Origin of the sequence: Pantoea sp. UBA6567, assembly GCF_002434165.1 — a bacterium.
Taxonomy (GTDB): Bacteria; Pseudomonadota; Gammaproteobacteria; order Enterobacterales; family Enterobacteriaceae; genus Pantoea; species Pantoea eucrina.
On record NZ_DJJN01000006.1, the window covers coordinates 563,297 to 585,714 of the forward strand.

Sequence of the window (22,418 nt, forward strand, 5' to 3'; positions counted from 1 at the left end):
AGATGGGAAGGGACTTATCAGCTGAAAAACGGCTCCGGTGCGCAGTAACAGGCGTGCGCAGCGCGGAGCCGGATGCGGTTATTCGCTGGCGCCGGCGCGCTTCAGCGCACCTTCAGCGGTATCCTGCGTCATGCGGTTGAGCAGCGGGGCGGTAACCAGCATCAGCAGGGCAATCACACCGGTGGCAATACCAATCTGCTGGAATACCTGGCTGTAGACCGCCAGGGAAGTGTGCGGATCGGTGACATCCTGCGGCACCGCCATCAGGTTGGCCACCTTACCGGCGATCATCGCTGCGCCTGCGGTAGTCAGGAACCATGAGCCCATGATAAAGCCCATCAGACGCTGTGGCACCAGCTGCGCGACCATGGCCAGACCCAGGCCGGAGATCATCAGCTCACCGATACTCTGCAGGGCATAGCTCAGGATCAGCCAGTTAACGGAGACAATGCCTGCCTGATTTGCAAAGCCGGCGCCGAGCGGCAGCACCAGAAACGCGCCGGAGCAGAGCACCATGCCAATGGCAAATTTGTGCGGCATCGGCAGCTTATCGCCCAGCTTGTTATAGACTGCGGCCAGCAGCGGGCTGGCGACCATGATCCAGAACGGATTCAGCGCCTGGAACTGCTCCGGCTCAAACGCGATGCCGAAAATGGCGTGTTCAACGTTGCGGATCGCAAAGAAGTTGAGCGAAGTCGGCATCTGCATATAGAGCACAAAGAAGACAATCGCTTCCACCATCAGCAGAAACGCCACAATCATTTTACGGCGCGCGGCACCCTGCAGCGTGAACGCTTCTTTGGCAAAGATCAGAACAATGCCCAGTGCGACAACGCCGAGCGTTATGCGCGCAATGCTTTGATGATGCAGCAGCCAGGTGGCGAGTGCGATCAGCACCGCAACGCCCACGATGGTCAGCAGCAGTTTACCCACCTGCAGCGGAGCAAAATCGGGCTTTGACCCATACTCTTTCACCAGCCGTTTAAAGAACAGGAAGTTAAGCAGCGTGATCACCAGCCCCACGACGGAGAGAGAGAAAGCGGCACCCCAGCCATATTTTGCTGCCAGCCACGGCGTCAGCATCATTGAGAACAGCGAGCCAATGTTGATCGACATATAGAACATGGTAAATGCGCCGTCGATGCGCGGATCGTCCTTGGCGTAGCAGGTGGAGAGCAGCGAAGAGGGGTTCGCTTTGAACAGGCCGCTGCCCACAGCAATGGTCGCCATGCCGACATAAACCAGCGTGGTGTCATGCCCGGAAAATGCGATCAGCGCATAGCCGAGTGCCAGCACCATGACGCCCAGCACAATGACGCGCTTGGTGCCGAGTACTTTGTCACCCAGCCAGCCGCCGATAGCCACCAGACCGTAAACCAGGGCGCTAAAGGAGGTAAACAGCGTAATGGAGTCCGCTTCAGACATCCCCAGCTGTTTGACCAGATAGACGGCCATAATGGCCTGTAAGCCGTAGTAGCCGAAACGCTCCCACAGCTCGATAGAGAAGATCAGATAAAATGCTTTAGGTTGCCGGAAGGCGTTGAGGCTTACTGCCTCGTCAGTGTGTTTGTTTGCAGTTGACACGTATACCTCAGTTTATACATCGCCTGTTTTGTAACAGGAATTAAGTCTGCGTCGGTCTGGGTCATCCCGCGCAACATTGTTATTAGAAAGGAAAAACGGCGCCTAATTTGGCTGAATCGGGGCCACAGGGCAAGCATTTTTTACACGCTGGCGTAGCGAATGCCGGCAGGGCAATCTCTGCGGCTAAGCGCGATGGTTTAGTGTTTAATAGGGTGTAAAACGATTGTAACAGAATAAACACGCAGCGCATAAGTTTGGTAAACCCCTTTGCTGAAACAAACCGCCTGAGAGGCATAAAGCGGAATAACAGACTGTTGCTGAATATTTATACGATATATGCTGCTGTTTTCGCGTGAATTATGAGCATAATAGGTTGATTATTGAACTAAAAGAGCAGGGCGGGGTTTCCGGAAAGCTAATTAGTTGATCCAGCGCACAAATTCTCCAATTAATTAGCCGCATGAAAAAAGAAATGGCGCGCTGTTCGTGCAGCAAATCTCTTTTTATTGAGGGAACGAACAAAAACGCTGAGGCCAGCCAGCGCTGAACGCTGTTCACGGCTTAACTGAAACATCAACTCATCCTTTCAGACGAATAAACAGCCGTGGGCAGACGCGGTTTATCATAAATTTCATATACTCATGTCAGTACAATTCCGGGGGCCGGCGTGAAACCGGCCAGATGTTCAGCGTACTGGCGGTGCAGTGCCGTCAGTAAACCATGAGGGAAGATGATGCCGTTGATACTGGGTGAGTTATCTGGTGCTCCGCAATGGGTGCCTGCTGTATTACTCGTCACACTGTCGCTCGCAATGGGCTTTCTGGCGCGATATATCCTTCTCAGCCTGATTCGTTACTGGCAGGGACGGGATAAAAAACTGTTTAAATCTCTCGAAAAACATCTGCGCGGCTCGATGTTTCTTATTTTACCGCTGTTATTCATCAGCGCCGGCGTAGATTATGTGAATATTCAGCCGGAGTCGCTGGGCTTTATTAATGCCGCTCTGCACATCTTTATTATATTATCCTTCTGCTCGCTGATGATCAGGATGATCAATGTCGCGCAGGACATGCTCTTTATCCGTTATGACATTAATATCTCAAATAACCTGCGCGCGCGAAAAATCCGCACGCAGATCATGTATGTAAAAAAAGTTGTGATTGTTGTGCTGGTAACGCTCTGTTTGTCGTTGATTTTGCTTAGCTTTCCGGGTGTGCGTAAGTTTGGCACGACGATTCTCGCCGGGGCAGGCGTTGCCGGTATTATTATTGGCTTTGCATTACAGAAATCGCTGGTCAATCTGTTTGCCGGTATTCAGATTGCATTTACGCAGCCGATAAAAATTGATGATGCGGTGGTGGTAGAAAAAGAGTGGGGCTGGATTGAAGAAATTAATCTGACCTATGTTGTGGTGCGTCTCTGGGATCTGCGCCGGCTGGTATTGCCGATAACCTACTTTACAGAAAATCCGTTCCAGAACTGGACGCGTAATAACGCACAGATTTTAGGTTCCGTCTTTCTTTATCTTGATTACTCTATGCCGCTGGAACCGCTGCGCGAGCATTTTGAGAAGGTGCTCAATGAAACCCGGCTCTGGGATCGGGAAACGCAGGTGCTGCAGGTAACGGAAACAACCGAAAAAACCATGACGATCAGGCTGCTGATGACGGCACATAACTCGCCTACCGCGTTTGACTTACGCTGCTACGTGCGGGAAAAGATGATTGAGTTTATTCAGCAGCACTATCCGCAGTGTTTGCCGCATGTACGGGCTACGCTGAGCCATCCGGAAGCGTAACCAGACAGGAGAATGCGGTGCCGCTGACCCCGGCACCGCGCTCAGATCTCCGTCTTATCACGGTATTCGCACAGGTCTTCGATCAGGCAGGCGCCGCAGCGCGGCTTGCGTGCTATGCAGGTATAACGCCCGTGCAGAATCAGCCAGTGATGGCAGTCGACCTTAAACGCGGCAGGCACCACTTTAAGCAGTTTCTCTTCAACCTCTTCCACATTTTTACCCGGCGCAAAGCGCGTGCGGTTACTGACGCGAAAGATATGCGTGTCGACGGCGATGGTGGGCCAGCCAAAGGCGGTGTTCAGCACCACGTTAGCGGTTTTACGCCCGACACCCGGCAGCGCCTCAAGTGCGGCACGATCTTCCGGCACCGCGCCGCCATGCTGTTCCAGCAATATGCGGCAGGTTTTGATCACGTTTTCCGCTTTGCTGTTAAACAGCCCGATTGTCTTGATGTACTCTTTGACGCCGTCGACGCCAAGCGCCAGCATGGCCGCCGGGGTGTTCGCGACCGGATAGAGCCGGGCCGTGGCTTTGTTCACGCTGACATCGGTCGCCTGAGCCGAAAGCAGTACCGCAATCAGCAGTTCAAATGGCGAGCTGAACTGCAGCTCAGTGGTCGGATGCGGGTTGTTATCGCGCAGACGGGTCAGGATCTGCAGGCGCTTCTCTTTATTCACACCGCTTTCCCGATTTCACCTGGCGCAGCCACTGTTTTAGCTTCCGCTTCAGCGCGCAGCGCGGCGCGCTGTTTCATTTTCTGATCGATAAGATACTTTCCTGCCAGCAGCATACCCAGACCGATGAAGGCGCCGGGTGGCAGCATAGCCAGCAGCATCGGTGAATCAAAGTGCACGACTTCGATGCGCAGTGAGGTTGCCCACGGGCCGAGCAGCTGATCGGCACCGTTGAACAGCGTACCGCTGCCAATCAGTTCGCGAATGGATCCCAGCGTGACCATGGCGCAGGTCGCTCCCATACCGATAGCGAACCCATCCAGCGCGGATAGCGGGATACTGCTTTTTGACGCTACCGCTTCAGCACGGCCCACGACAATACAGTTAGTAACGATCAGCGGAATAAAGATCCCCAGCGACTGATAAAGACCGTAGGCGTAAGCGTTGATCAGCATCTGAACGCAGCTGACAACCGAGGCGATAATCATCACATAAATCGGGATACGGATATCTGCCGGTACCCAGCGGCGTGAGGCGGAAATTGCACTGTTGGTAATGGTCAGCACCAGCGTCGTGGCCAGCCCCAGCCCCAGCGCATTGGTTGCGGTGGAGGTCACCGCCAGCAGCGGACAGAGTCCCAGCAGCTGTACCAGCGCAGAGTTATTTTTCCATAAACCGCCAATCAGCAGATTTTTCGCTTCACTCATGGTGTTTCTCCACATTCCGGCAGCGAACGCAACGTCGCTGGCAGCGTTTCAATATAGAGCGCCGTGCGTTTAGTGGCGTTAACCACCGCGCGCGGCGTAATGGTCGCACCGGTAAACTGATCGAAATCGCCGCCATCTTTCTTCACGGCAAAATGCGGGTCATCGGCCCCTTTAATCTGTTTTCCATTAAAGCTGTTGATCCAGTCAGAGATGCGCAGCTCAATTTTATCACCCAGCCCGGGCGTTTCATGGTGTTCAATGACGCGCACGCCCAGCACGGTACCGCTGAAGTCAGCGCCTACCAGGAGCTGAATGGCGCCGGAGTAGCCATCGGGGGCGGTACTTTCCAGCGCTGCGGCCACCGGCTTGTCGCCTTTACGGGCAATATAGAGGTGATGCGGCTGCTCATTACCCAGCGCCGCATTGTGCACCAGATAACACTCCTGCTGAATAGCATTATCGTACAGCGCGGTCGGTACCACCTGATCCAGCAGGTTTTTCTGCTGCAGCGCAGTCTGATGCTCAACGGTGGGTTTGGTCACATAGTTCACCACGGCGGTTACGCCGGTCGTCACCACTGCAAACATCCCCAGCGTTACCGCGTTTTTGCGAATAGCGTCGATCATACCTTAATCCTTCCGGTGACCATAAACGCGCGGCTGAGTATAGTAGTCAATCAGCGGCACGCAGATATTTGCCAGCAGCACGGCGAACGCCACGCCATCCGGATAGCCGCCAAAGCTGCGGATCAGCCAGACCAGCAGACCGATCAGCGCACCGTAGATCAGACGCCCCCGGTTAGTGGTGGAGGCGGTAACCGGATCGGTAGCGATAAAGAATGCGCCCAGCATGGTCGCACCCGAAAAGAGGTGGGTGAGCGGTGTATTAAGCGTCTCAGGCGAGAAGATCCAGCCGAGCGTGGCGCATACCGCCAGCGAGGCGAGCATGCTGGCCGGGATATGCCAGCGAATCGCATTTTTTGCCAGCAGCAGCATGCCGCCCAGCAGGTAACCCAGGTTGACCCACTGCCAGCCCAGTCCCGCCAGTACCCCGGCGTAGATTGGCTGAGCGTGAAGCTCTTCGGCGCTGTGGCCGGCGCGCAGTCCGGTTTTAAACGTATCGAGCGGCGTGGCCTGACTGATGCCATCCACCCCGAGCTGCAGCTGCTGCATGGTATCGCCGGCCAGCGTATGGCCGCGAAACACCATACTGAGTGAATCCATCAGATCCGGTTTTACCGCCTGCAGCGCATCGGGCGGCAGCCAGCTGGTCATCTGCACCGGAAAAGAGATCAGCAGCACAACGTAGCCGACCATTGCCGGGTTGAACGGATTCTGGCCCAGGCCGCCATAGAGCTGTTTGGCAATCAGAATCGCAAACAGGGTGCCCAGAACAATCAGCCACCAGGGGGCAAGCGGCGGCAGGCTGATCCCGAGCAGCAGCGCCGTCAGCAGGGCTGAGTTATCTGCCAGCACCGGCTTTACGGCGCTGTGGCGCAACCGCATTATCGCCGCTTCGGTCAGCAGCGCCGTCGCAATAGCCAGCACAACCTGGATAAGAAAACCGCTGCCAAAGAAATACCACTGCGCCGCCATGCCGGGCAGGGCCGCCAGTACCACCAGTAGCATAATGTTACCGGTGCTGCGCCGGTTATGAGTATAGGGAGAGCTTGCGATACGAAAGGCCATTTATTCCTCAGTGGTCGAAGGCTGCTGCTGCGCTTTACGCGCTTTAGCACGGGCGACCGCCGCAGCGATGGCCGCTTTGCGTGGGTCTTCAGGTTCAGGTTCAGCGGATACCGCCGGCGGCAGCGAGCTTTCCGACAGCGCGGCCGCTTTTTTCGCTTTGGCACGGGCAATGGCGGCGGCGACGGCGGCTTTGCGCGGATCGTCTTCCGTTACCGGCTCAGGCGTTGCGGCGACCGGCTCGTCTGCGGTTGTGGCCTGCGCGGCCGCTTTTTTCGCTTTGGCGCGGGCAATAGCGGCGGCGACGGCGGCCTTGCGCGGATCGTCTTCCGTTATCGGCTCAGGCGTTGCGGCGACCGGCTCGTCCGCGGTTGTGGCCTGCGCGGCCGCTTTTTTCGCTTTGGCGCGGGCAATGGCGGCGGCGACGGCGGCTTTGCGCGGATCGTCTTCCGTTACCGGCTCAGGTGCCTCTGCTGCTGGCATCGCAGCAGGAGTGGCCTCAGGACGCTCGGTTGCCGCCTTTTTCGCTTTTGCCCGCGCAATCGCGGCTTCCACAGCCGCTTTACGCGGGTCGCTCTCTGCCGCAGTCTCGCTCTCTGGCTGAGCCGCTTTTTTCGCTTTCGCCCGGGCAATCGCGGCTTCCACCGCCGCTTTACGCGGGTCGCCTGTCTGACGGGTAACCGGCTGCGTCTCTGCCTGGGTTGCTGCCTGCTGCGCCAGCGCCTGTGCGTGACGCGCTTCGCGTTCGGCCAGTTCCTGCTCTGGCGTTTTCGCCTGACGCGCCTTAATACGTGCAGCAGCGGCGTCGCGTTCACCGTTATCGCTGCGTGCAACGCGCTGCTTCGCCTCTTCATGACGCGCCTCGCGCGCCAGTTTCTCACGTTCTAACCGCGCCTGACGCGCCTCAAAGCGTGCCTTAGCCTCCGCCGTGCGCTTCGCTTCAAGATCGATGGCACGCAGCTCAGCTTTTTCCTGCCGGTAATACTGAACCAGCGGAATATTACTCGGGCAGACGTAAGCGCAGGCCCCGCATTCAATACAGTCATCGATATTATGCGCGCGCGCTTTTTCATGATCGCCGCCCTGGCTATACCAGTAGAGCTGCTGCGGCAGCAGCTTCGCCGGACAGGCGTCGGCGCAGGCGCTGCAGCGAATGCAGGATTGCTCTTCCTGCGGCGCTGCCATTTCGCTGGCGGCAGGCGCCAGAATACAGTTGGTGATTTTCACAACCGGCACGTCGAGGGAAGGCAGGGTAAAGCCCATCAGCGGCCCGCCCATGATCACCATCTGACGCGGCCCCGGCTGAAAACCGACCTGACGCAGCAGATGACTCACCGGGGTGCCAAGACGCCCCCAGACGTTGCGCGGTTGCGCAATCGCGTCGCCGGTCAGCGTGACCACGCGCTCGGTGATGGGTTCACCATCAACGATCGCACGCTTAACCGCCCAGGCGGTGCCGACGTTCTGCATCAGCACACCAATATCGGTTGAGCGTCCGCCGTGCGGCACTTCCCGCCCGGTCAGGATTTTGGTCAGCTGTTTGGCCCCGCCAGAGGGATATTTTGTCGGGATAACCCGGATCTCAATATCGCGCTCGCCGCGCAGCGCCTGTTTCAGGGCAGCTATCGCTTCAGGTTTGTTATCTTCAATACCCACCAGAACGCGTTCCGCCTGCAGTACCCAGGCAAGGATCCGGCAGCCTTCCAGCACTTCAGCGGCGTAATCCTGCATCAGCCGATCGTCAGCGGTGATATAAGGCTCGCACTCTGCGGCATTGATGATTAACGTTTTGACACCCTGCAGGCCGCCACGCAGTTTAGTGGCGGTGGGGAACCCGGCGCCGCCCAGGCCCGCTACGCCGGCGCTGTGAATGCGTCGGATAACCTCTTCCCGGCTCAGCGCACGGTAGTCGGGCTGCGCATCACGTTCAATCCAGCGATCTTCACCGTCAGCGCGCAGGAAAATGCACAGCTCTGAGAGCCCGGACGGGTGCGCCGTCATATGTGGCGCGATAGCCTCTATAGTGCCTGAGGTTGGCGCGTGTACCGGCAGCATGCGTCCGCTGCCAAAGGTGAGCGGCTGGCCGCGCAGCACGCGATCGCCTGGCGAGACGCAGATCTCACCTTCATGGCCAATATGCTGTTTCAGGGGAATAACAAACTGTTCAGGCAGCGGCAGCGTGCTCAGCGGCATACCGTTAGACTGTGTTTTCATTTCCGGCGGATGAATACCGCCCTGAAAATCCCACAGCTTCTCTTTGCGAAACAGATTTAACAGATTAAGCATGATGTTCTGCCGGGATCACTTTTACAGGAATGGTGTTGAGATCCCACTTCCAGCTTGCTGGAGTGGTGGCGACCGGGCGCATTTCAATGCAGTCAGTCGGGCAGGGAGCCACACACAGGTCGCAGCCCGTGCAGACGTCGCTGAGCACGGTATGCATGGCGCGCGTGGCGCCGACGATCGCATCCACCGGACACGCCTGAATGCACTTGGTGCAGCCGATACAGTTCTCTTCGTCGATCCACGCCACGGTGCGTACCGGCGTAAGGATTTCGGCACCGCCATCGAGTGGCTGCGGCTCAACGTTCAGCAGCTCCGCCAGCCTGAGCATGGTCTGCTCGCCACCCGGGGCGCACTTGTTAATCGCTTCCCCGTTGTTGCCGACAGCATCCGCATAGGGACGACATCCGGGGTAGCCGCACTGACCGCACTGGCTTTGTGGCAGTACGGCATCAATCTGTTCGACAATAGGGTCTTCTTCAACTTCAAAACGGCGCGAAGCGTAGCCGAGCAGGCCACCAAAAATCAGCCCCAGCGCGCTGAGTACAGCGATTGCTATCCAGATAGCGGTCATATCAGAATTTCACCAGACCGGTAAAGCCCATAAACGCCAGCGCCATCAGGCCAGCGGTGATCAGGGCGATAGAGTTACCTTTGAACGGTGCCGGCACGTTAGCCAGCACCAGACGTTCACGCATGCCGGCAAACAGCACCATCACCAGTGAAAAACCCAGCGAGGCGCTAAAGCCATAGAGCGCAGCCTGCAGAAACGTATGGTTGAGATTGACGCTCAGTAATGGCACACCCAGTACCGCACAGTTGGTGGTGATCAGCGGCAGGAAGATCCCCAGCAGCCGGTAGAGTGACGGACTGGTTTTCCGCACCACCATTTCTGTGAACTGCACCACTACGGCAATTACCAGGATGTAGGCCATCGTACGCAGATAAACCAGATCCAGCGGGATCAGAATCAGATGGTTAACCAGCCACGCGCACACCGAAGCGAGCGTGATAACAAACGTAGTGGCAAGCCCCATGCCAATGGCCGTTTCCAGTTTTTTTGACACGCCCATGAACGGGCAAAGGCCGAGGAATTTGACCAACACGAAGTTGTTCACCAGCACTGTGCCAACAAAGAGAAGCAAGTAATCGGTCATGGTTTAACCCGGGAAGCCTAAAGGCGTTTATTATCCGGAAATGAGAGCTACATCTCAACCTTTACCCCGGCGAGAGCAGCTCTGAGAGCACGCAGAATTAAATTCCTGACGAATAACGCATCATTACAGAGCGGTGAAGGTCTGTTTAACCCGTCGGGAGCGCTTAAAGTAGGGCACAAACAGGGCCGCGGCCAGCAGCGTCAGAAGCAGGGTCTGCAGCGCTTTGCCGTCTGCAACCGGCGTGAACGCAAAGGTTTTCAGCGCCAGCACGACGGTCATCAGCAGCCAGATGGTGTAGTGCCGTGGCAGGCGTCGCGAACGTCTGCAGAATATCCAGCATACCCAGATGCTGTAGAGCCAGACCGCAGCGGCCGTCAGCAGGGAGACCAGCCACTGTGATAACAGCAGATTAGCGTGTGAAAACAGCGTGGTACGCAGCTCGCTGTCAAACAGGGGGCGCAGATAAAGCGCGACAACCAGCGCGCTGGTTAGCATGGTCATAATCAGCCAGGCCAGCGGCAGTAACAGCCAGCCCCCAATGCGCGGTGAGTGAACAGATTCAGACATAATTAAACCACATAGCGCCACACTGATTTAGGCACGCAGCCCAGATCGTATAATCGGCCACCAGAGACCAGTTCAGCGCGGCGATGATCGGCAGCACGATACATATTGATGATGTCGTTATCATCAGTCAGCGAATAGTTGAGATGATCGTAGAGTTTTTCCAGACTCTCAAGATTATTCACTTTGCGAAATTTTAGCAGGTAATCCAGCGCAGTCATGATTGCCATTGAACAGAAAGAACGAAAGAAGGCTCAAGTATAGGGAGCGCGCTGCTGCTGTCTATATATCGGTGTTAAAAAAATTTAAAATTCAGACCAGGTGGAGTAATTACTTCATCAGCAGCGATTTTTTGAGGGATGTTTCGGGGTATAACAGCCAAACATCTATTTCACAGACACCTTATTTCCGATGCTGTGAGAAAATCTAACAGATGATAACGGCAACATTTTTTGCATTTATTTTTCGCCGGTAATTAAGTCTTAAATGCAAAATAAAATAATTAAGCCAGCGTAGCCGCTGATAGAGTGTGCGGGTTATCACAAAATTGCTTATTGCTTTATGAACAACAGCATAACCATTCTTTACGCAGCGGTTGTAATCGCTTCCAGCCCGTTCAAATCTAACCAGTTCTGTTTATTACAGTTATTTGCCCCTTCGGATATTAAAACTCAGCTGTTTTATCCATAAACCTGCCGCGAGCTGATGATGCTATTTAGGCGTAACCCCTTTAAATCATTCTGTTTTGTGAGTTATGTCGCGCTAGTTTTACCTGAATTACGTCAGGCTTAATCTGCGTTTGTACCCCGACTACACACTCCCTTCAGAGGAATGAAAACTATGTGGAAACGTTTACTCCTGACCGCCATGGTAAGCGCCGCGCTCAGCACGCCGGTGCTGGCCGCTGATATGACAGTGGGATTCTCGCAGGTTGGTTCAGAATCGGGCTGGCGTGCTGCCGAAACCAGCGTCGCAAAAAGCGAGGCTAAAAAGCGCGGCATTACGCTGAAAATTGCTGATGGTCAGCAGAAGCAGGAAAACCAGATTAAAGCAGTACGTTCGTTTATTGCTCAGGGGGTGGACGCCATCTTCATCGCGCCGGTGGTGCAGACCGGCTGGGAACCGGTACTTGAAGAAGCAAAAGATGCCAAAATTCCGGTTTTCCTGCTGGATCGCGCCATTGTTGTTAAGGACAAATCTCTCTATATGGCTGTGGTGACGGCGGACAACGTGCTGGAAGGCAAGCTGATTGGCGACTGGCTGGTGAAAACCGTGGGCGACAAGCAGTGTAACGTCGTAGAGCTGCAGGGAACGGTCGGCGCCAGTGTGGCCATCGATCGTAAAAAAGGGTTTGCCGAAGCGATAGCCGGACATAACAACATTAAGGTGATCCGTTCCCAGTCTGGTGACTTTACCCGCAGTAAAGGTAAAGAGGTGATGGAGAGCTTTATTAAAGCTGAAAATAACGGCAAAAACATCTGCATGGTCTATGCCCACAATGATGATATGGCAATCGGTGCCATTCAGGCGATAAAAGAAGCGGGCCTGAAGCCGGGCAAAGATATTCTGACTGGTTCAATCGATGGCGTACCGGATATCTATAAAGCGATGCTGGCCGGTGAGGCAAATGCCAACGTCGAGCTGACGCCGGATATGGCTGGCCCGGCGTTTGATGCGCTGGAGAAGTTTAAGAAAGATGGCACCATGCCGCCTAAAATCATTAAAACGGAGTCGAAGCTCTTCCTGCCGGCGGATGCCCAGACAGAACTCGATAAAAAGAAAAACATGGGTTACTGATCCCCGCAGCCGCCCTGCGGGGCGGCTCTGCTGACATCAGCGAGGTAGAGCCTGATGAGCACCATTGATGATACACCGCTGCTCACGCTGAGCGGCATCAGTAAAGGATTTCCCGGCGTAAAAGCGCTGGATAATGTGTCATTCACTATCCGCAAAGGCGAGATTATGGCGCTGCTGGGTGAAAACGGCGCCGGCAAATCAACGCTGATTAAAGTGCTGACCGGCGTCTATTCACGCGATGCCGGTAGCATCACCCTTAACGGAGAAGCAATCACGCCCCACAGTACGGCGGATGCGCAGCGCGCCGGGATCGGTACGGTCTATCAGGAAGTTAACCTGCTGCCAAATATGTCGGTAGCAGATAACCTCTATATCGGCCGTGAGCCAAAGCGCTTTGGCATGGTCGATCGCCGGAAAATGAACCGTGATGCGGATACACTGATGCGCAATTACGGCTTTGCGCTGGATGTGACGCGCCCGCTCGGACATTACTCTGTCGCCATGCAGCAGATTATCGCTATCTGCCGCGCGGTCGATTTGTCGGCACAGATACTGATTCTGGATGAGCCTACGGCCAGTCTGGACGCCAGTGAAGTAGAGATGCTGTTTACGCTCATGGCGCAGCTGCGTGCCAGAGGCATGAGTCTGATCTTTGTAACCCACTTTCTTGACCAGGTGTATCGTATTACCGACCGCATTACCGTATTACGCAACGGCCAGTTTATCGCCACGCGTGATACCGCTTCGCTACCACAGATAGAGCTGATTAAACTGATGCTGGGGCGCGAGCTGCTGGAGACCGCGCTGCAGCGACAGGGCAGCACCCTGCGCAGCGATCAGCCGGTAGTGGCGTTTGAGGATTATGGCAGGAAAGGCACCATTGAGCCTTTCAGCCTGCAGGTCAGGCCAGGCGAGGTGGTGGGTCTGGCGGGTCTGCTGGGTTCAGGCCGTACTGAAACCGCAGAGGTGCTGTTTGGCATCCGGCGTGCCGATCGCGGCACCGCGCGTATTAAAGGCAAGCTGCAGACTATTCGCACGCCGGCGCAGGCATCCCGCCTGGGTATGGGATTCTGTCCTGAAGATCGCAAAACGGATGGCATTATTGGTGCGGCTTCCGTGCGTGAGAATATTATTCTGGCGCTGCAGGCGCAGCGCGGCTGGCTGCGTCCGATTAAGCGTCGCGAGCAGCAGGCGATTGCCGAACGTTTCATTAAAAGCCTCGGCATCCGTACGCCGCATGCCGACCAGCCGATCGAGTTGCTGTCAGGCGGCAATCAGCAGAAGGTGCTGCTGTCGCGCTGGCTGGTGACCAAACCGCAGTTTCTGATCCTGGATGAGCCAACGCGCGGCATCGATGTCGGTGCGCACGCTGAGATTATTCGTTTGATCGAGTCGCTCTGCGCGGATGGTCTGGCGCTGCTGGTCATCTCTTCTGAACTGGAAGAGCTGGTTGGCTACGCCGATCGCGTCCTGATTATGCGCGATCTGAAGCAGGTGGCTGAAATCCCACTCGAGCAGCTCTCCGTGGCGTCCATTGTGAACGCGATCGCCGAGGGAGGTGCACAACATGCCTGAATCGTCTATGACACAGTCAAAACCTGAAAGACGTAAGCTGAAGCTGCCTCCGGGTATGCCACAGCTTGTGGCACTGATTCTGGTGCTGCTGATTGACAGCCTGGTGGCGAATAACTTTTTTGCCATTCATATTCAGGATGGTCGTCTGTTTGGCAGCCCGATCGATATTCTGAACCGCGCCGCGCCGGTAGCGCTGCTCGCCGTGGGCATGACGCTGGTCATCGCTACCGGCGGGATCGATCTCTCTGTGGGCGCGGTAATGGCTATTGCGGGCGCAACCGCAGCCACGCTGACCGTTGCCGGACATAGCCTGGGCGTGATTGTGCTGGCAACGCTCGGCACCGGTCTGCTATGTGGCCTGTGGAATGGGATACTGGTGGCACTGCTGAAAATTCAGCCGTTTGTGGCCACGCTGATTCTGATGGTGGCGGGGCGGGGCGTAGCGCAGCTGATTACGCAGGGGCAGATCGTGACGTTTAACAGCGAAAGCCTGGCGTGGTTTGGCAGCGGTTCGCTGCTCTGGTTGCCGGTGCCGGTGTGGATCACGCTGCTGGTGGCGCTGGCTGTCTGGCTGCTGACGCGCAAAACAGCGCTGGGCCTGTTTATCGAAGCGGTAGGTATCAACCTGCGCGCGGCGCGTAACGCAGGCGTTAACGGCTGGCTGGTGGTGATGTCGACCTATGTGATTAGCGGCTTATGTGCAGCGGTGGCCGGGCTGATTGTCGCGGCTGATATCCGGGGTGCTGACGCCAATAACGCCGGCCTGTGGCTGGAGCTGGATGCCATTCTGGCCGTGGTGATTGGCGGAGCCTCGCTGATGGGCGGTCGCTTTAATCTGGTGCTGTCGCTGATTGGCGCACTGATTATCCAGTCGATGAATACCGGGATCCTGTTGTCAGGGTTCCCGCCGGAACTGAACCAGGTGGTGAAAGCGGTGGTTGTGATGTGCGTGCTGCTGCTGCAGTCGCCGCGGTTTATCGCCATGCTGAAGGGGAGGCGTTCAAAATGATAAAGCGTCATTTGCCATTGATGATTACGCTGCTGGTGTTTGTGGCGGGGTATCTGTTCTGTCTGAGCCAGTTTCCGGGCTTCGCATCAACACGGGTTATCTGCAATATTCTGACGGATAACGCTTTTCTTGGCATTATCGCCGTAGGCATGACCTTTGTGATTTTGTCCGGCGGGATCGACCTCTCCGTTGGCGCGGTAATCGCCTTTACCGGCGTGTTTCTGGCCCGCATTATCGGTGATTTCCACCTTGATCCGCTGCTGGCGTTTGCCTTGATTCTTGCGCTGGGGGCGCTGTTTGGCGCCATGATGGGCTGGCTGATTGATGCGCTGAAGATCCCGGCGTTTATTATTACGCTGGCAGGGATGTTTTTTCTGCGCGGCTGCAGTTACCTGGTGTCAGAGAATTCTATTCCGATTGATCATCCTCTTTACGCCACGCTGTCAGGCCTGGCCTGGAAAATCCCCGGCGGCGGGCGGCTGAGCCTGCTGGCGGTAATTATGCTGGTGGTGGTCGCAGGAGGGATTATTCTGGCGCACCGTACCCGGTTCGGAAATCAGGTATATGCCATTGGCGGCAATCTTACCTCGGCGCAGCTGATGGGTGTTTCGACCCGCGCGACGACCATTAAGGTGTATATGCTCTCTACGACGCTGGCGACCCTGGCCGGTATTGTGTTCTCTATTTATACCTCCGCCGGATACGCGCTGGCCGGGCTGGGCGTAGAGCTGGATGCGATTGCTTCGGTAGTGATTGGCGGTACGCTGCTGTCCGGCGGCGTTGGCACCGTGCTCGGCACGCTGTTTGGGGTACTGATTCAGGGACTGATCCAGACGTGGATTAATTTCGACGGCACGCTAAGTTCGTGGTGGACCAAGATTGCTATCGGCATCCTGCTGTTTGCTTTTATCGCGCTGCAGCGCATGTTAACCGTAATGTGGGATCGCCAGCAAAACGCCCCGGTAAAACGCCTCACCCCGTAGGGGAAGCATTTAGCACCATTCTTCCTCGTAGGGGGCGCATTCAGTACCATTCTGCCTCGTAGGGGGCGCATTAATGCGCCCCTGGCCGAGATCGGCTCCCGGGCTATACGCCCCCTGGCCGACTACCACGGTCAGTAAAGCCCGGGGCGATCGCAAAGGAACCCGGCGTCCTGCCGATCGTCCGCGCCATCCCTGGCGCGGACGCTTTGCTCTTCGCCCCGGGCTTCACCGGCCTGCCAGCATTCTCGCTCGTTGCCAGAGCCCAATCTTTACACATCAGGTATCCGCTGCAACCAGGGCGGCATAAATGCCGCCCCTACAGCACAGCATCACCATTCTCCCCGTAGGGGGGCGCATTCATGCGCCCCTGGCCGAGATCGGCTCCCTGGCCGGTTTTAAACCGGGAATTTCAGGCATTAAAAAGCCGCGACGATGCGCGGCTTAGCGTTGGATCAGTAATCGGAATCAGCGGGCTAAACGGTAATAAACTTCGTTCCAGCGCAGCGCATCCTTAAACGCAGGCAGGCGGGTTTCTTCATCGATCACCATCACTTCAATTCCGTTCAGTTCGCCGTAGAGATACATATCCTCCAGATCCAGCGCCTGACTGAATACCGTATGGTGCGCACCGCCGCCGAGGATCCACGCTTCTGACGCAGTTGCCAGCGACGGCTGGGCGCGCCACAGCGCGCGGGCAACCGGCAGCTTCGGCAGCGGTTCAGGCTGTTCAATCGCATCCACTACGTTAACCAGCAGGCGGAAACGATCGCCAAGATCAATTACGCTGGCATTGATCGCGCGTCCGGCAGGCGTTGAGAAAATCAGACGCGCCGGATCGGCTTTACCGCCAATTCCCAGGAACTGGACGTCAATCAGCGGCTTCTCCTCTTTGGCAATGGAAGGGCAGACTTCCAGCATGTGCGAACCCAGTACCAGATCGTTGCCCGGAGAGAAGTGATACGTGTAATCCTCCATAAAGGAGGTGCCGCCGGCACGTGCGCCCGCCTGCACTTTGAGAATGTGCAGCAGCGCTGCGGTTTTCCAGTCACCTTCGCCGGCAAAGCCATAGCCCTGGCCCATCAGACGCTGCACCGCCAGTCCCGGCAGCTGCGTCATACCGTGCAGCGTCTGGAAGTTGGTCGTGAACGCTTTACATCCTTCATCCTCCAGGAAGCGCTTCAGGCCCAGCTCAATGCGCGCTGCGTCCAGCACGTTCTGCCGCTTGTCGCCGTTAACGGCTGCCGCCTCGCTGAAGAGATACTGACTTTCATACTCATCGATCAGCGCGCTGACGTCACCGTCGCTGACGCCATTGATCACCTCAACCAGATCGCCCACGCCCCAGCCGTTAACGGCGTAGCCAAACTGGATCTGTGCGGCAACTTTGTCGCCTTCGGTTACGGCAACTTCCCGCATATTATCGCCAAAGCGGGCAACCTTAAGCTGCTGGCTTGCCTGTTTTGCCAGCGCCGCGTTGATCCAGCGGCCGATACGCTGCTGGCTGGTGCGATCCTGCCAGTGGCCGGTGATGACGTTGTGCTGCAGTCCCATGCGGGCGCCGATGAAACCGAACTCGCGGCCGCCGTGTGCGGTCTGGTTCAGGTTCATAAAATCCATATCCATGCTGTCCCACGGGATCTCTGCGTTGAACTGAGTATGAAACTGCAGCAGTGGTTTATTCAGCACGCTCAATCCGCCGATCCACATTTTTGCCGGCGAAAACGTGTGCAGCCAGGTGATGATGCCGACGCACTGATTGTCGTGATTCGCTGCCCGGCAGAGCGCCAGCGCTTCATCCGGCGATTTGACCAGCGGCTGCAGCACCAGCGGCACCGGCAGCGTGCCAGCCTGATTAAGTCCTTCCATCACCTGACGGGCGTGCTCTTCCACCTGGCGCAACGTTTCCGCGCCGTAGAGGTGCTGTGTACCGATAACAAACCACACCTGCTGTGCGTTATGCTGTTCCATTAAACCACTCCTTTACTGTGCGGATAGGGTGCGCGGCGCGTACTGCGGTTCAGCTGCCTCACACCAGTTTTGATAACGTTGATAGAGCTGCTCATATGCCGCTACGCGCTGTGCGTCGGGCTGCAGCGTGACGGCAACCGGGCTGGCCATCACCTGCTGCGCGGCAGGTACATCGGGATAGACTTCCGCCGCCACGGCCGCAAAAATTGCCGCGCCCAGCGCGCAGCACTCGTCTGAGGCGACAATATCCAGCGGGCGGTTCATCACATCGCAACACGCCTGCATAATGGCAGGGGACTTGCGGGCAATTCCCCCCAGCGTCAGGATGCTCTTTACCGGGATCGCCTGCTGTTCAAAACACTCCATAATCGCCCGCGCACCAAAAGCGGTGGCGGCGATCAGACCGCCAAACAAAGCCGGCGCATCGGTGCCCAGGTTGAGATCGGTGATCACACCTTTTAGCCGCTGGTTTGCATCCGGGGTGCGGCGTCCGTTAAACCAGTCCAGCACCACCGGCAGATGATCGAGCTGCGGATTAGCGGCCCACGCTTCGGTGAGTTCGCGGATCAGATCCTGCTGCAGCGCAGCCAGCTGCGGCTGCAGCTCAGGGTGGCGCTGCGCAGCCTGCTGCAGAGGCCAGCCGAGCAGGCGGCTGAACCAGGCGTAGATATCGCCAAAAGCAGACTGGCCCGCTTCACAGCCAATGGCGCCGGGAACGACGCTGCCGTCAACCTGGCCGCAGATGCCCCGGATAGCACGATCGCCGACGGTTTCGCTGTCTGCAATCAGAATATCGCAGGTCGATGTACCGATGACTTTAACCAGCGTATAGGGCTGAGCACCGGCACCAACCGCACCCATATGGCAGTCAAAGGCGCCGCCAGAGATGACCACCTGTTCAGATAACCCAAGGCGGGCAGCCCATTCAGCGCTCAGCGTGCCAACCGGCAGGTCAGCGGTCCAGGTATCGGTAAACAGCGGCGAGTCGAGCTGTTCTGTCAGCATCGGATCAAGCGCGTTGAGAAAGGCCACGTCCGGCAGACCCTGCCACTCCGGATGCCAGAGCGATTTATGCCCGGCGGCGCAGCGCCCGCGGCGCAGCTTATCGGGGGCGGTCGTACCGCTTAGCAGCGCCGGCACCCAGTCGCAGAGTTCAACCCAGGAGACCGCCGCCTCCCGCACGGCAGCATCCTCCCGCGAGACGTGTAAGATTTTGGCCCAGAACCATTCAGATGAGTAAATGCCGCCGATATAGCGGGTGTAGTCGGTAAAGCGCCCGCTGTGGCAGAGACGGGTGATCTCTTCAGCTTCCTCAATCGCGGTGTGATCTTTCCACAACACAAACATGGCGTTGGGATTCGCCGCAAACTCCGGACGCAGCGCCAGTACATTGCCGTTGCGATCGACAGGGGCCGGTGTTGATCCGGTTGTATCCACGCCGATCCCGGCAACCGCTGCGCGCTGCGCGGGTGTTAACGCCTGAATCACGCTGACCAGCGCCTGCTCCAGCGCATCGATATAGTCCTGCGGATGATGACGAAACCGGTTGGCGTGCGCGTCGCAGAACTGGCCCTGCGCCCAGCGCGGATAGTTGACCACCGCTTTTTCCAGCTCTTTGCCGCTGTGGCAGTCAACCGCCAGCGCACGCACTGAGTCACTGCCAAAATCCAGCCCAATTGTTATGGCGCCAGCACCCATCGGGATTCTCCTGTGTGAGTTATCTGGGTTCTATCCTGCGAGGCAATGCCATAAGCCGTTAGTCATCAGCGGCTGAGAATATGTACTTTTCTGTCATCGGACAGGTTGTGTGATCGGCCGCAAAAGTCAGACACCGGTTAATTTTGCTGAATATATGGATATTTTTGCCTTCGTTTTGCTATGTGATACCGCTCTACATTTTGCGCCGCGTTTCTCGCTACAACTAGCCCAGCGTTTGCACAGCCTTTCAGCAACTCTTGAGCTAACGCGCTGATTTTGCGCTGTACACGAAAGCAGAATTCAGATGGTAGCGTTTACACAAAAACGTTAATAACAGCGATAAAACACCATTGTGCCGGAGAGCATCATGCATAAATTCACTAAAGCGCTGGCGGCCGTCAGCCTCGCCGCGGTTATGTCACATTCCGCTATCGCCGAGACGATGAAGCTCGGTTTTCTCGTTAAACAGCCAGAGGAGCCGTGGTTCCAGACCGAATGGAAATTTGCCGATAAAGCGGGCAAAGATCTGGGTTTTGAAGTGATTAAAATTGCTGTACCGGATGGTGAAAAAACGCTTAACGCCATCGACAGCCTGGCGGCCAGCGGCGCAAAAGGTTTTGTCATCTGCACCCCCGATCCCAAACTCGGTTCGGCCATTATGGCAAAAGCGCGCAGCTACGATCTGAAAGTGATCGCGGTAGATGACCAGTTTGTCACAGCGAAAGGCAAGCCGATGGATACCGTTCCGCTGGTGATGATGGCGGCAACGAAGATCGGCGAGCGCCAGGGTCAGGAACTCTATAAAGAGATGCAGAAGCGCGGCTGGGACGTTAAAGAGACCGCGGTAATGGCGATCACTGCTAACGAGCTGGATACGGCGCGTCGTCGTACCGGCGGCTCTATGGCGGCCATTAAAGCAGCAGGCTTCCCTGAGAAGCAGATTTATCAGGTTCCTACCAAATCCAACGATATCCCCGGCGCGTTTGATGCCGGTAACTCCCTGCTGGTGCAGCACCCGGAAGTCAAACACTGGCTGATTGTCGGTATGAACGATAACACCGTGCTGGGCGGCGTGCGCGCCACAGAAGGTCAGGGCTTTAAAGCAGCAGATGTGATCGGTATCGGCATCAACGGCGTGGATGCGATCAGCGAACTCTCTAAAGGCTCTGCGACCGGTTTCTATGGTTCGCTGCTGCCCAGCCCGGACGTTCACGGTTATAAGAGCAGCCAGATGCTCTACAACTGGGTCACTAAAGGCGAAGAGCCCGCCAGATTTACTGAGGTGACAGATGTGGTGCTGATCACCCGCGATAACTTCAAAACCGAACTGGCGAAGAAAGGATTGATGTAACGCACAGGGTGCGCATTTATGCGCACCTGAAATCCGACAGGCACTATCAGGAGTATCCATGGAGACCGATCAGGCATTTCTCTCTTTTCATGGCATCAGCAAAACCTTTCCTGGCGTAAAAGCCCTGCAGGATATCGGTTTTGAGTGCCGCGCCGGTGAGGTGCACGCGCTGATGGGCGAAAACGGCGCGGGAAAATCGACGCTGCTGAAAATTCTCAGCGGCAGCTACCAGCCCACGAGCGGTGAAATCCGCATCAAAGGCGAGGCGAAGCGCTTCAGTAATACGGTTGAGGCGCTGGATGCCGGCGTGGCCATTATCTACCAGGAGCTACACCTGGTGCCGGAAATGAGCGTGGCAGAGAATATCTATCTCGGCCAGCTGCCGCATAAACGCGGCCTGGTAAACCGCAAGCTGCTGCGCTACGAAGCGGGCCTGCAGCTGAAAAATCTCGGGATGGATATCGATCCCGACATGCCGCTGAAATATCTGTCGCTGGGTCAGTGGCAGATGGTGGAGATCGCCAAGGCGCTGGCGCGCAATGCCCGCATTATCGCCTTTGATGAGCCGACCAGCTCACTCTCAGCCCGTGAAATTGAGCATCTGTTTCGCGTTATCCGTCAGCTGCGCGCTGAAGGACGGGTGGTGCTTTATGTATCGCACCGCATGGAGGAGATTTTTGCCCTGAGCGATGCGATTACCGTGTTTAAAGATGGCCGCTATGTGCGCACCTTTACGGATATGCCCAATACCCATCATGACGATCTGGTCGAGGCGATGGTCGGGCGCAACCTGGGTGACATCTATGGCTATGCGCCCCGCGAGCTGGGCGCCGTGCGTCTTCAGCTCGACCAGGTCGAGGCGAAAGGGGTGCGCATGCCCATTTCGTTCAGCGTGCGCGCCGGAGAAATTGTAGGACTGTTTGGTCTGGTGGGCGCCGGACGCAGCGAGCTGATGAAAGGGCTGTTTGGCGCCACGCAGCTGCGTAGCGGCACGGTTTCACTTGATGGCAGGCCGCTCGCGATCCGTCAGCCGATCGACGCTATCCGGGCGGGCATTATGCTCTGTCCCGAAGATCGTAAAGCGGAAGGCATCATTCCGGTGCACTCCGTGCGGGAGAACATCAATATCAGCGCGCGGCGGCATAACCTCACGGCGGGTTGCCTGATCAGGCCCGGCTGGGAGGCAAAAAATGCAGAAAGCCACATCCGTTCGCTCAATATCAAAACGCCTGGCCCGCACCAGCTGATCATGAATCTCTCCGGTGGCAACCAGCAAAAGGCCATTCTGGGCCGCTGGCTCTCAGAAGAGATGAACGTGATCATGCTGGATGAGCCGACGCGCGGTATTGACGTTGGCGCAAAACATGAGATCTACAACCTGATTTATCAACTGGCAGGCAAAGGGATTGCGGTGCTGTTTGCATCGAGCGATCTGCCCGAAGTCATGGGCCTCGCCGACCGCATTATTGTCATGCGCGAAGGTGAAATTGCCGGAGAACTGACGCACGACACGGCAACCGAACAGCTGACGCTCAGTCTGGCGATGCCGAAAACCCCTCAAACGGCCGCCGTGGCCTGATGTACA

Annotated in this window: 19 protein-coding genes; 7 read left to right on the forward strand and 12 right to left on the reverse strand. The window is 56.7% G+C overall.

All coding sequences use genetic code 11. From position 1 onward, the window contains the following. Nucleotides 1-78: 78 nt before the first annotated feature. Nucleotides 79-1,584: a dipeptide/tripeptide permease DtpA gene (gene dtpA / locus B4M48_RS08705; RefSeq protein ID WP_039384176.1), complete on the reverse strand. Its 1,506-nt coding sequence runs from the start codon at nt 1,582-1,584 to the stop codon at nt 79-81. A 733-nt stretch (nt 1,585-2,317) separates the two neighbouring features. On the opposite strand from dtpA, the gene B4M48_RS08710 reads away from it, so the two are divergent. After that, nucleotides 2,318-3,382: a mechanosensitive ion channel family protein gene (locus B4M48_RS08710; RefSeq protein ID WP_039385834.1), complete on the forward strand. Its 1,065-nt coding sequence runs from the start codon at nt 2,318-2,320 to the stop codon at nt 3,380-3,382. 41 nt (nt 3,383-3,423) lie between these two features. Here the strand turns inward: B4M48_RS08710 and nth are convergent, their stop codons facing one another. The 9 genes from nth to ydgT form a co-directional block, all read right to left on the reverse strand. Beyond that, on the reverse strand, nt 3,424-4,059 hold the full coding sequence (gene nth / locus B4M48_RS08715) for an endonuclease III (protein ID WP_039384179.1): 636 nt from the start codon (nt 4,057-4,059) through the stop codon (nt 3,424-3,426). After that, on the reverse strand, nt 4,056-4,763 hold the full coding sequence (locus B4M48_RS08720; RefSeq protein ID WP_039384182.1) for an electron transport complex subunit E: 708 nt from the start codon (nt 4,761-4,763) through the stop codon (nt 4,056-4,058). Before B4M48_RS08720 ends, nth begins: the two co-directional genes overlap by 4 nt. Further along, nucleotides 4,760-5,389, reverse strand: a complete 630-nt coding sequence (gene rsxG / locus B4M48_RS08725) for an electron transport complex subunit RsxG (protein ID WP_039384184.1) — start codon at nt 5,387-5,389, stop codon at nt 4,760-4,762. Before rsxG ends, B4M48_RS08720 begins: the two co-directional genes overlap by 4 nt. Nucleotides 5,390-5,392: 3 nt before the next feature. Continuing rightward, nucleotides 5,393-6,451, reverse strand: coding sequence for an electron transport complex subunit RsxD (gene rsxD, locus B4M48_RS08730; RefSeq protein WP_071668779.1), 1,059 nt, complete (start codon nt 6,449-6,451; stop codon nt 5,393-5,395). Next, a complete protein-coding gene (gene rsxC / locus B4M48_RS08735; protein ID WP_288656413.1) occupies nt 6,452-8,734 on the reverse strand; it encodes an electron transport complex subunit RsxC in 2,283 nt (760 codons plus the stop codon). Further along, nucleotides 8,727-9,305: an electron transport complex subunit RsxB gene (rsxB, locus tag B4M48_RS08740; protein WP_039384193.1), complete on the reverse strand. Its 579-nt coding sequence runs from the start codon at nt 9,303-9,305 to the stop codon at nt 8,727-8,729. The genes rsxC and rsxB overlap by 8 nt, the downstream gene beginning before the upstream one ends. 1 nt (nt 9,306) lies before the next feature. Continuing rightward, nucleotides 9,307-9,888 (reverse strand): electron transport complex subunit RsxA, encoded by a 582-nt coding sequence (rsxA, locus tag B4M48_RS08745; protein ID WP_039384196.1) that lies wholly within the window; start codon nt 9,886-9,888, stop codon nt 9,307-9,309. Between the two features lie 123 nt (nt 9,889-10,011). Continuing rightward, complete coding sequence (locus B4M48_RS08750; protein ID WP_039384199.1) at nt 10,012-10,455, reverse strand: DUF2569 domain-containing protein; 444 nt, start codon at nt 10,453-10,455, stop codon at nt 10,012-10,014. A gap of 2 nt (nt 10,456-10,457) precedes the next feature. After that, nucleotides 10,458-10,673, reverse strand: a complete 216-nt coding sequence (gene ydgT / locus B4M48_RS08755; protein ID WP_039384201.1) for a transcription modulator YdgT — start codon at nt 10,671-10,673, stop codon at nt 10,458-10,460. 619 nt (nt 10,674-11,292) lie between these two features. Between ydgT and ytfQ the strand changes: the two genes are divergently transcribed. The 4 genes from ytfQ to yjfF are packed head-to-tail and all read left to right on the forward strand — an operon-like array spanning nt 11,293 to nt 15,816. Next, nucleotides 11,293-12,249 (forward strand): galactofuranose ABC transporter, galactofuranose-binding protein YtfQ, encoded by a 957-nt coding sequence (ytfQ, locus tag B4M48_RS08760; protein WP_071668782.1) that lies wholly within the window; start codon nt 11,293-11,295, stop codon nt 12,247-12,249. Nucleotides 12,250-12,303: 54 nt separating this feature from the next. Then, nucleotides 12,304-13,824, forward strand: coding sequence for a sugar ABC transporter ATP-binding protein (locus tag B4M48_RS08765; RefSeq protein WP_071668783.1), 1,521 nt, complete (start codon nt 12,304-12,306; stop codon nt 13,822-13,824). Next, nucleotides 13,817-14,833 (forward strand): galactofuranose ABC transporter, ATP-binding protein YtfT, encoded by a 1,017-nt coding sequence (gene ytfT, locus B4M48_RS08770; protein ID WP_104084805.1) that lies wholly within the window; start codon nt 13,817-13,819, stop codon nt 14,831-14,833. Before B4M48_RS08765 ends, ytfT begins: the two co-directional genes overlap by 8 nt. Further along, on the forward strand, nt 14,830-15,816 hold the full coding sequence (yjfF, locus tag B4M48_RS08775) for a galactofuranose ABC transporter, permease protein YjfF (RefSeq protein ID WP_039384209.1): 987 nt from the start codon (nt 14,830-14,832) through the stop codon (nt 15,814-15,816). Before ytfT ends, yjfF begins: the two co-directional genes overlap by 4 nt. Before the next feature lie 465 nt (nt 15,817-16,281). Here the strand turns inward: yjfF and araA are convergent, their stop codons facing one another. Together araA and B4M48_RS08785 are read right to left on the reverse strand one after the other, a co-directional pair. Next, nucleotides 16,282-17,784, reverse strand: coding sequence for an L-arabinose isomerase (gene araA, locus B4M48_RS08780; protein ID WP_071668785.1), 1,503 nt, complete (start codon nt 17,782-17,784; stop codon nt 16,282-16,284). Nucleotides 17,785-17,796: 12 nt separating this feature from the next. Then, nucleotides 17,797-19,482, reverse strand: a complete 1,686-nt coding sequence (locus B4M48_RS08785) for a ribulokinase (protein ID WP_094111271.1) — start codon at nt 19,480-19,482, stop codon at nt 17,797-17,799. A gap of 367 nt (nt 19,483-19,849) precedes the next feature. Between B4M48_RS08785 and B4M48_RS08790 the strand changes: the two genes are divergently transcribed. After that, nucleotides 19,850-20,833 (forward strand): arabinose ABC transporter substrate-binding protein, encoded by a 984-nt coding sequence (locus tag B4M48_RS08790; RefSeq protein WP_071668787.1) that lies wholly within the window; start codon nt 19,850-19,852, stop codon nt 20,831-20,833. A 58-nt stretch (nt 20,834-20,891) separates the two neighbouring features. After that, a complete protein-coding gene (gene araG, locus B4M48_RS08795; RefSeq protein ID WP_071668788.1) occupies nt 20,892-22,412 on the forward strand; it encodes an L-arabinose ABC transporter ATP-binding protein AraG in 1,521 nt (506 codons plus the stop codon). Nucleotides 22,413-22,418 lie beyond the last annotated feature (6 nt).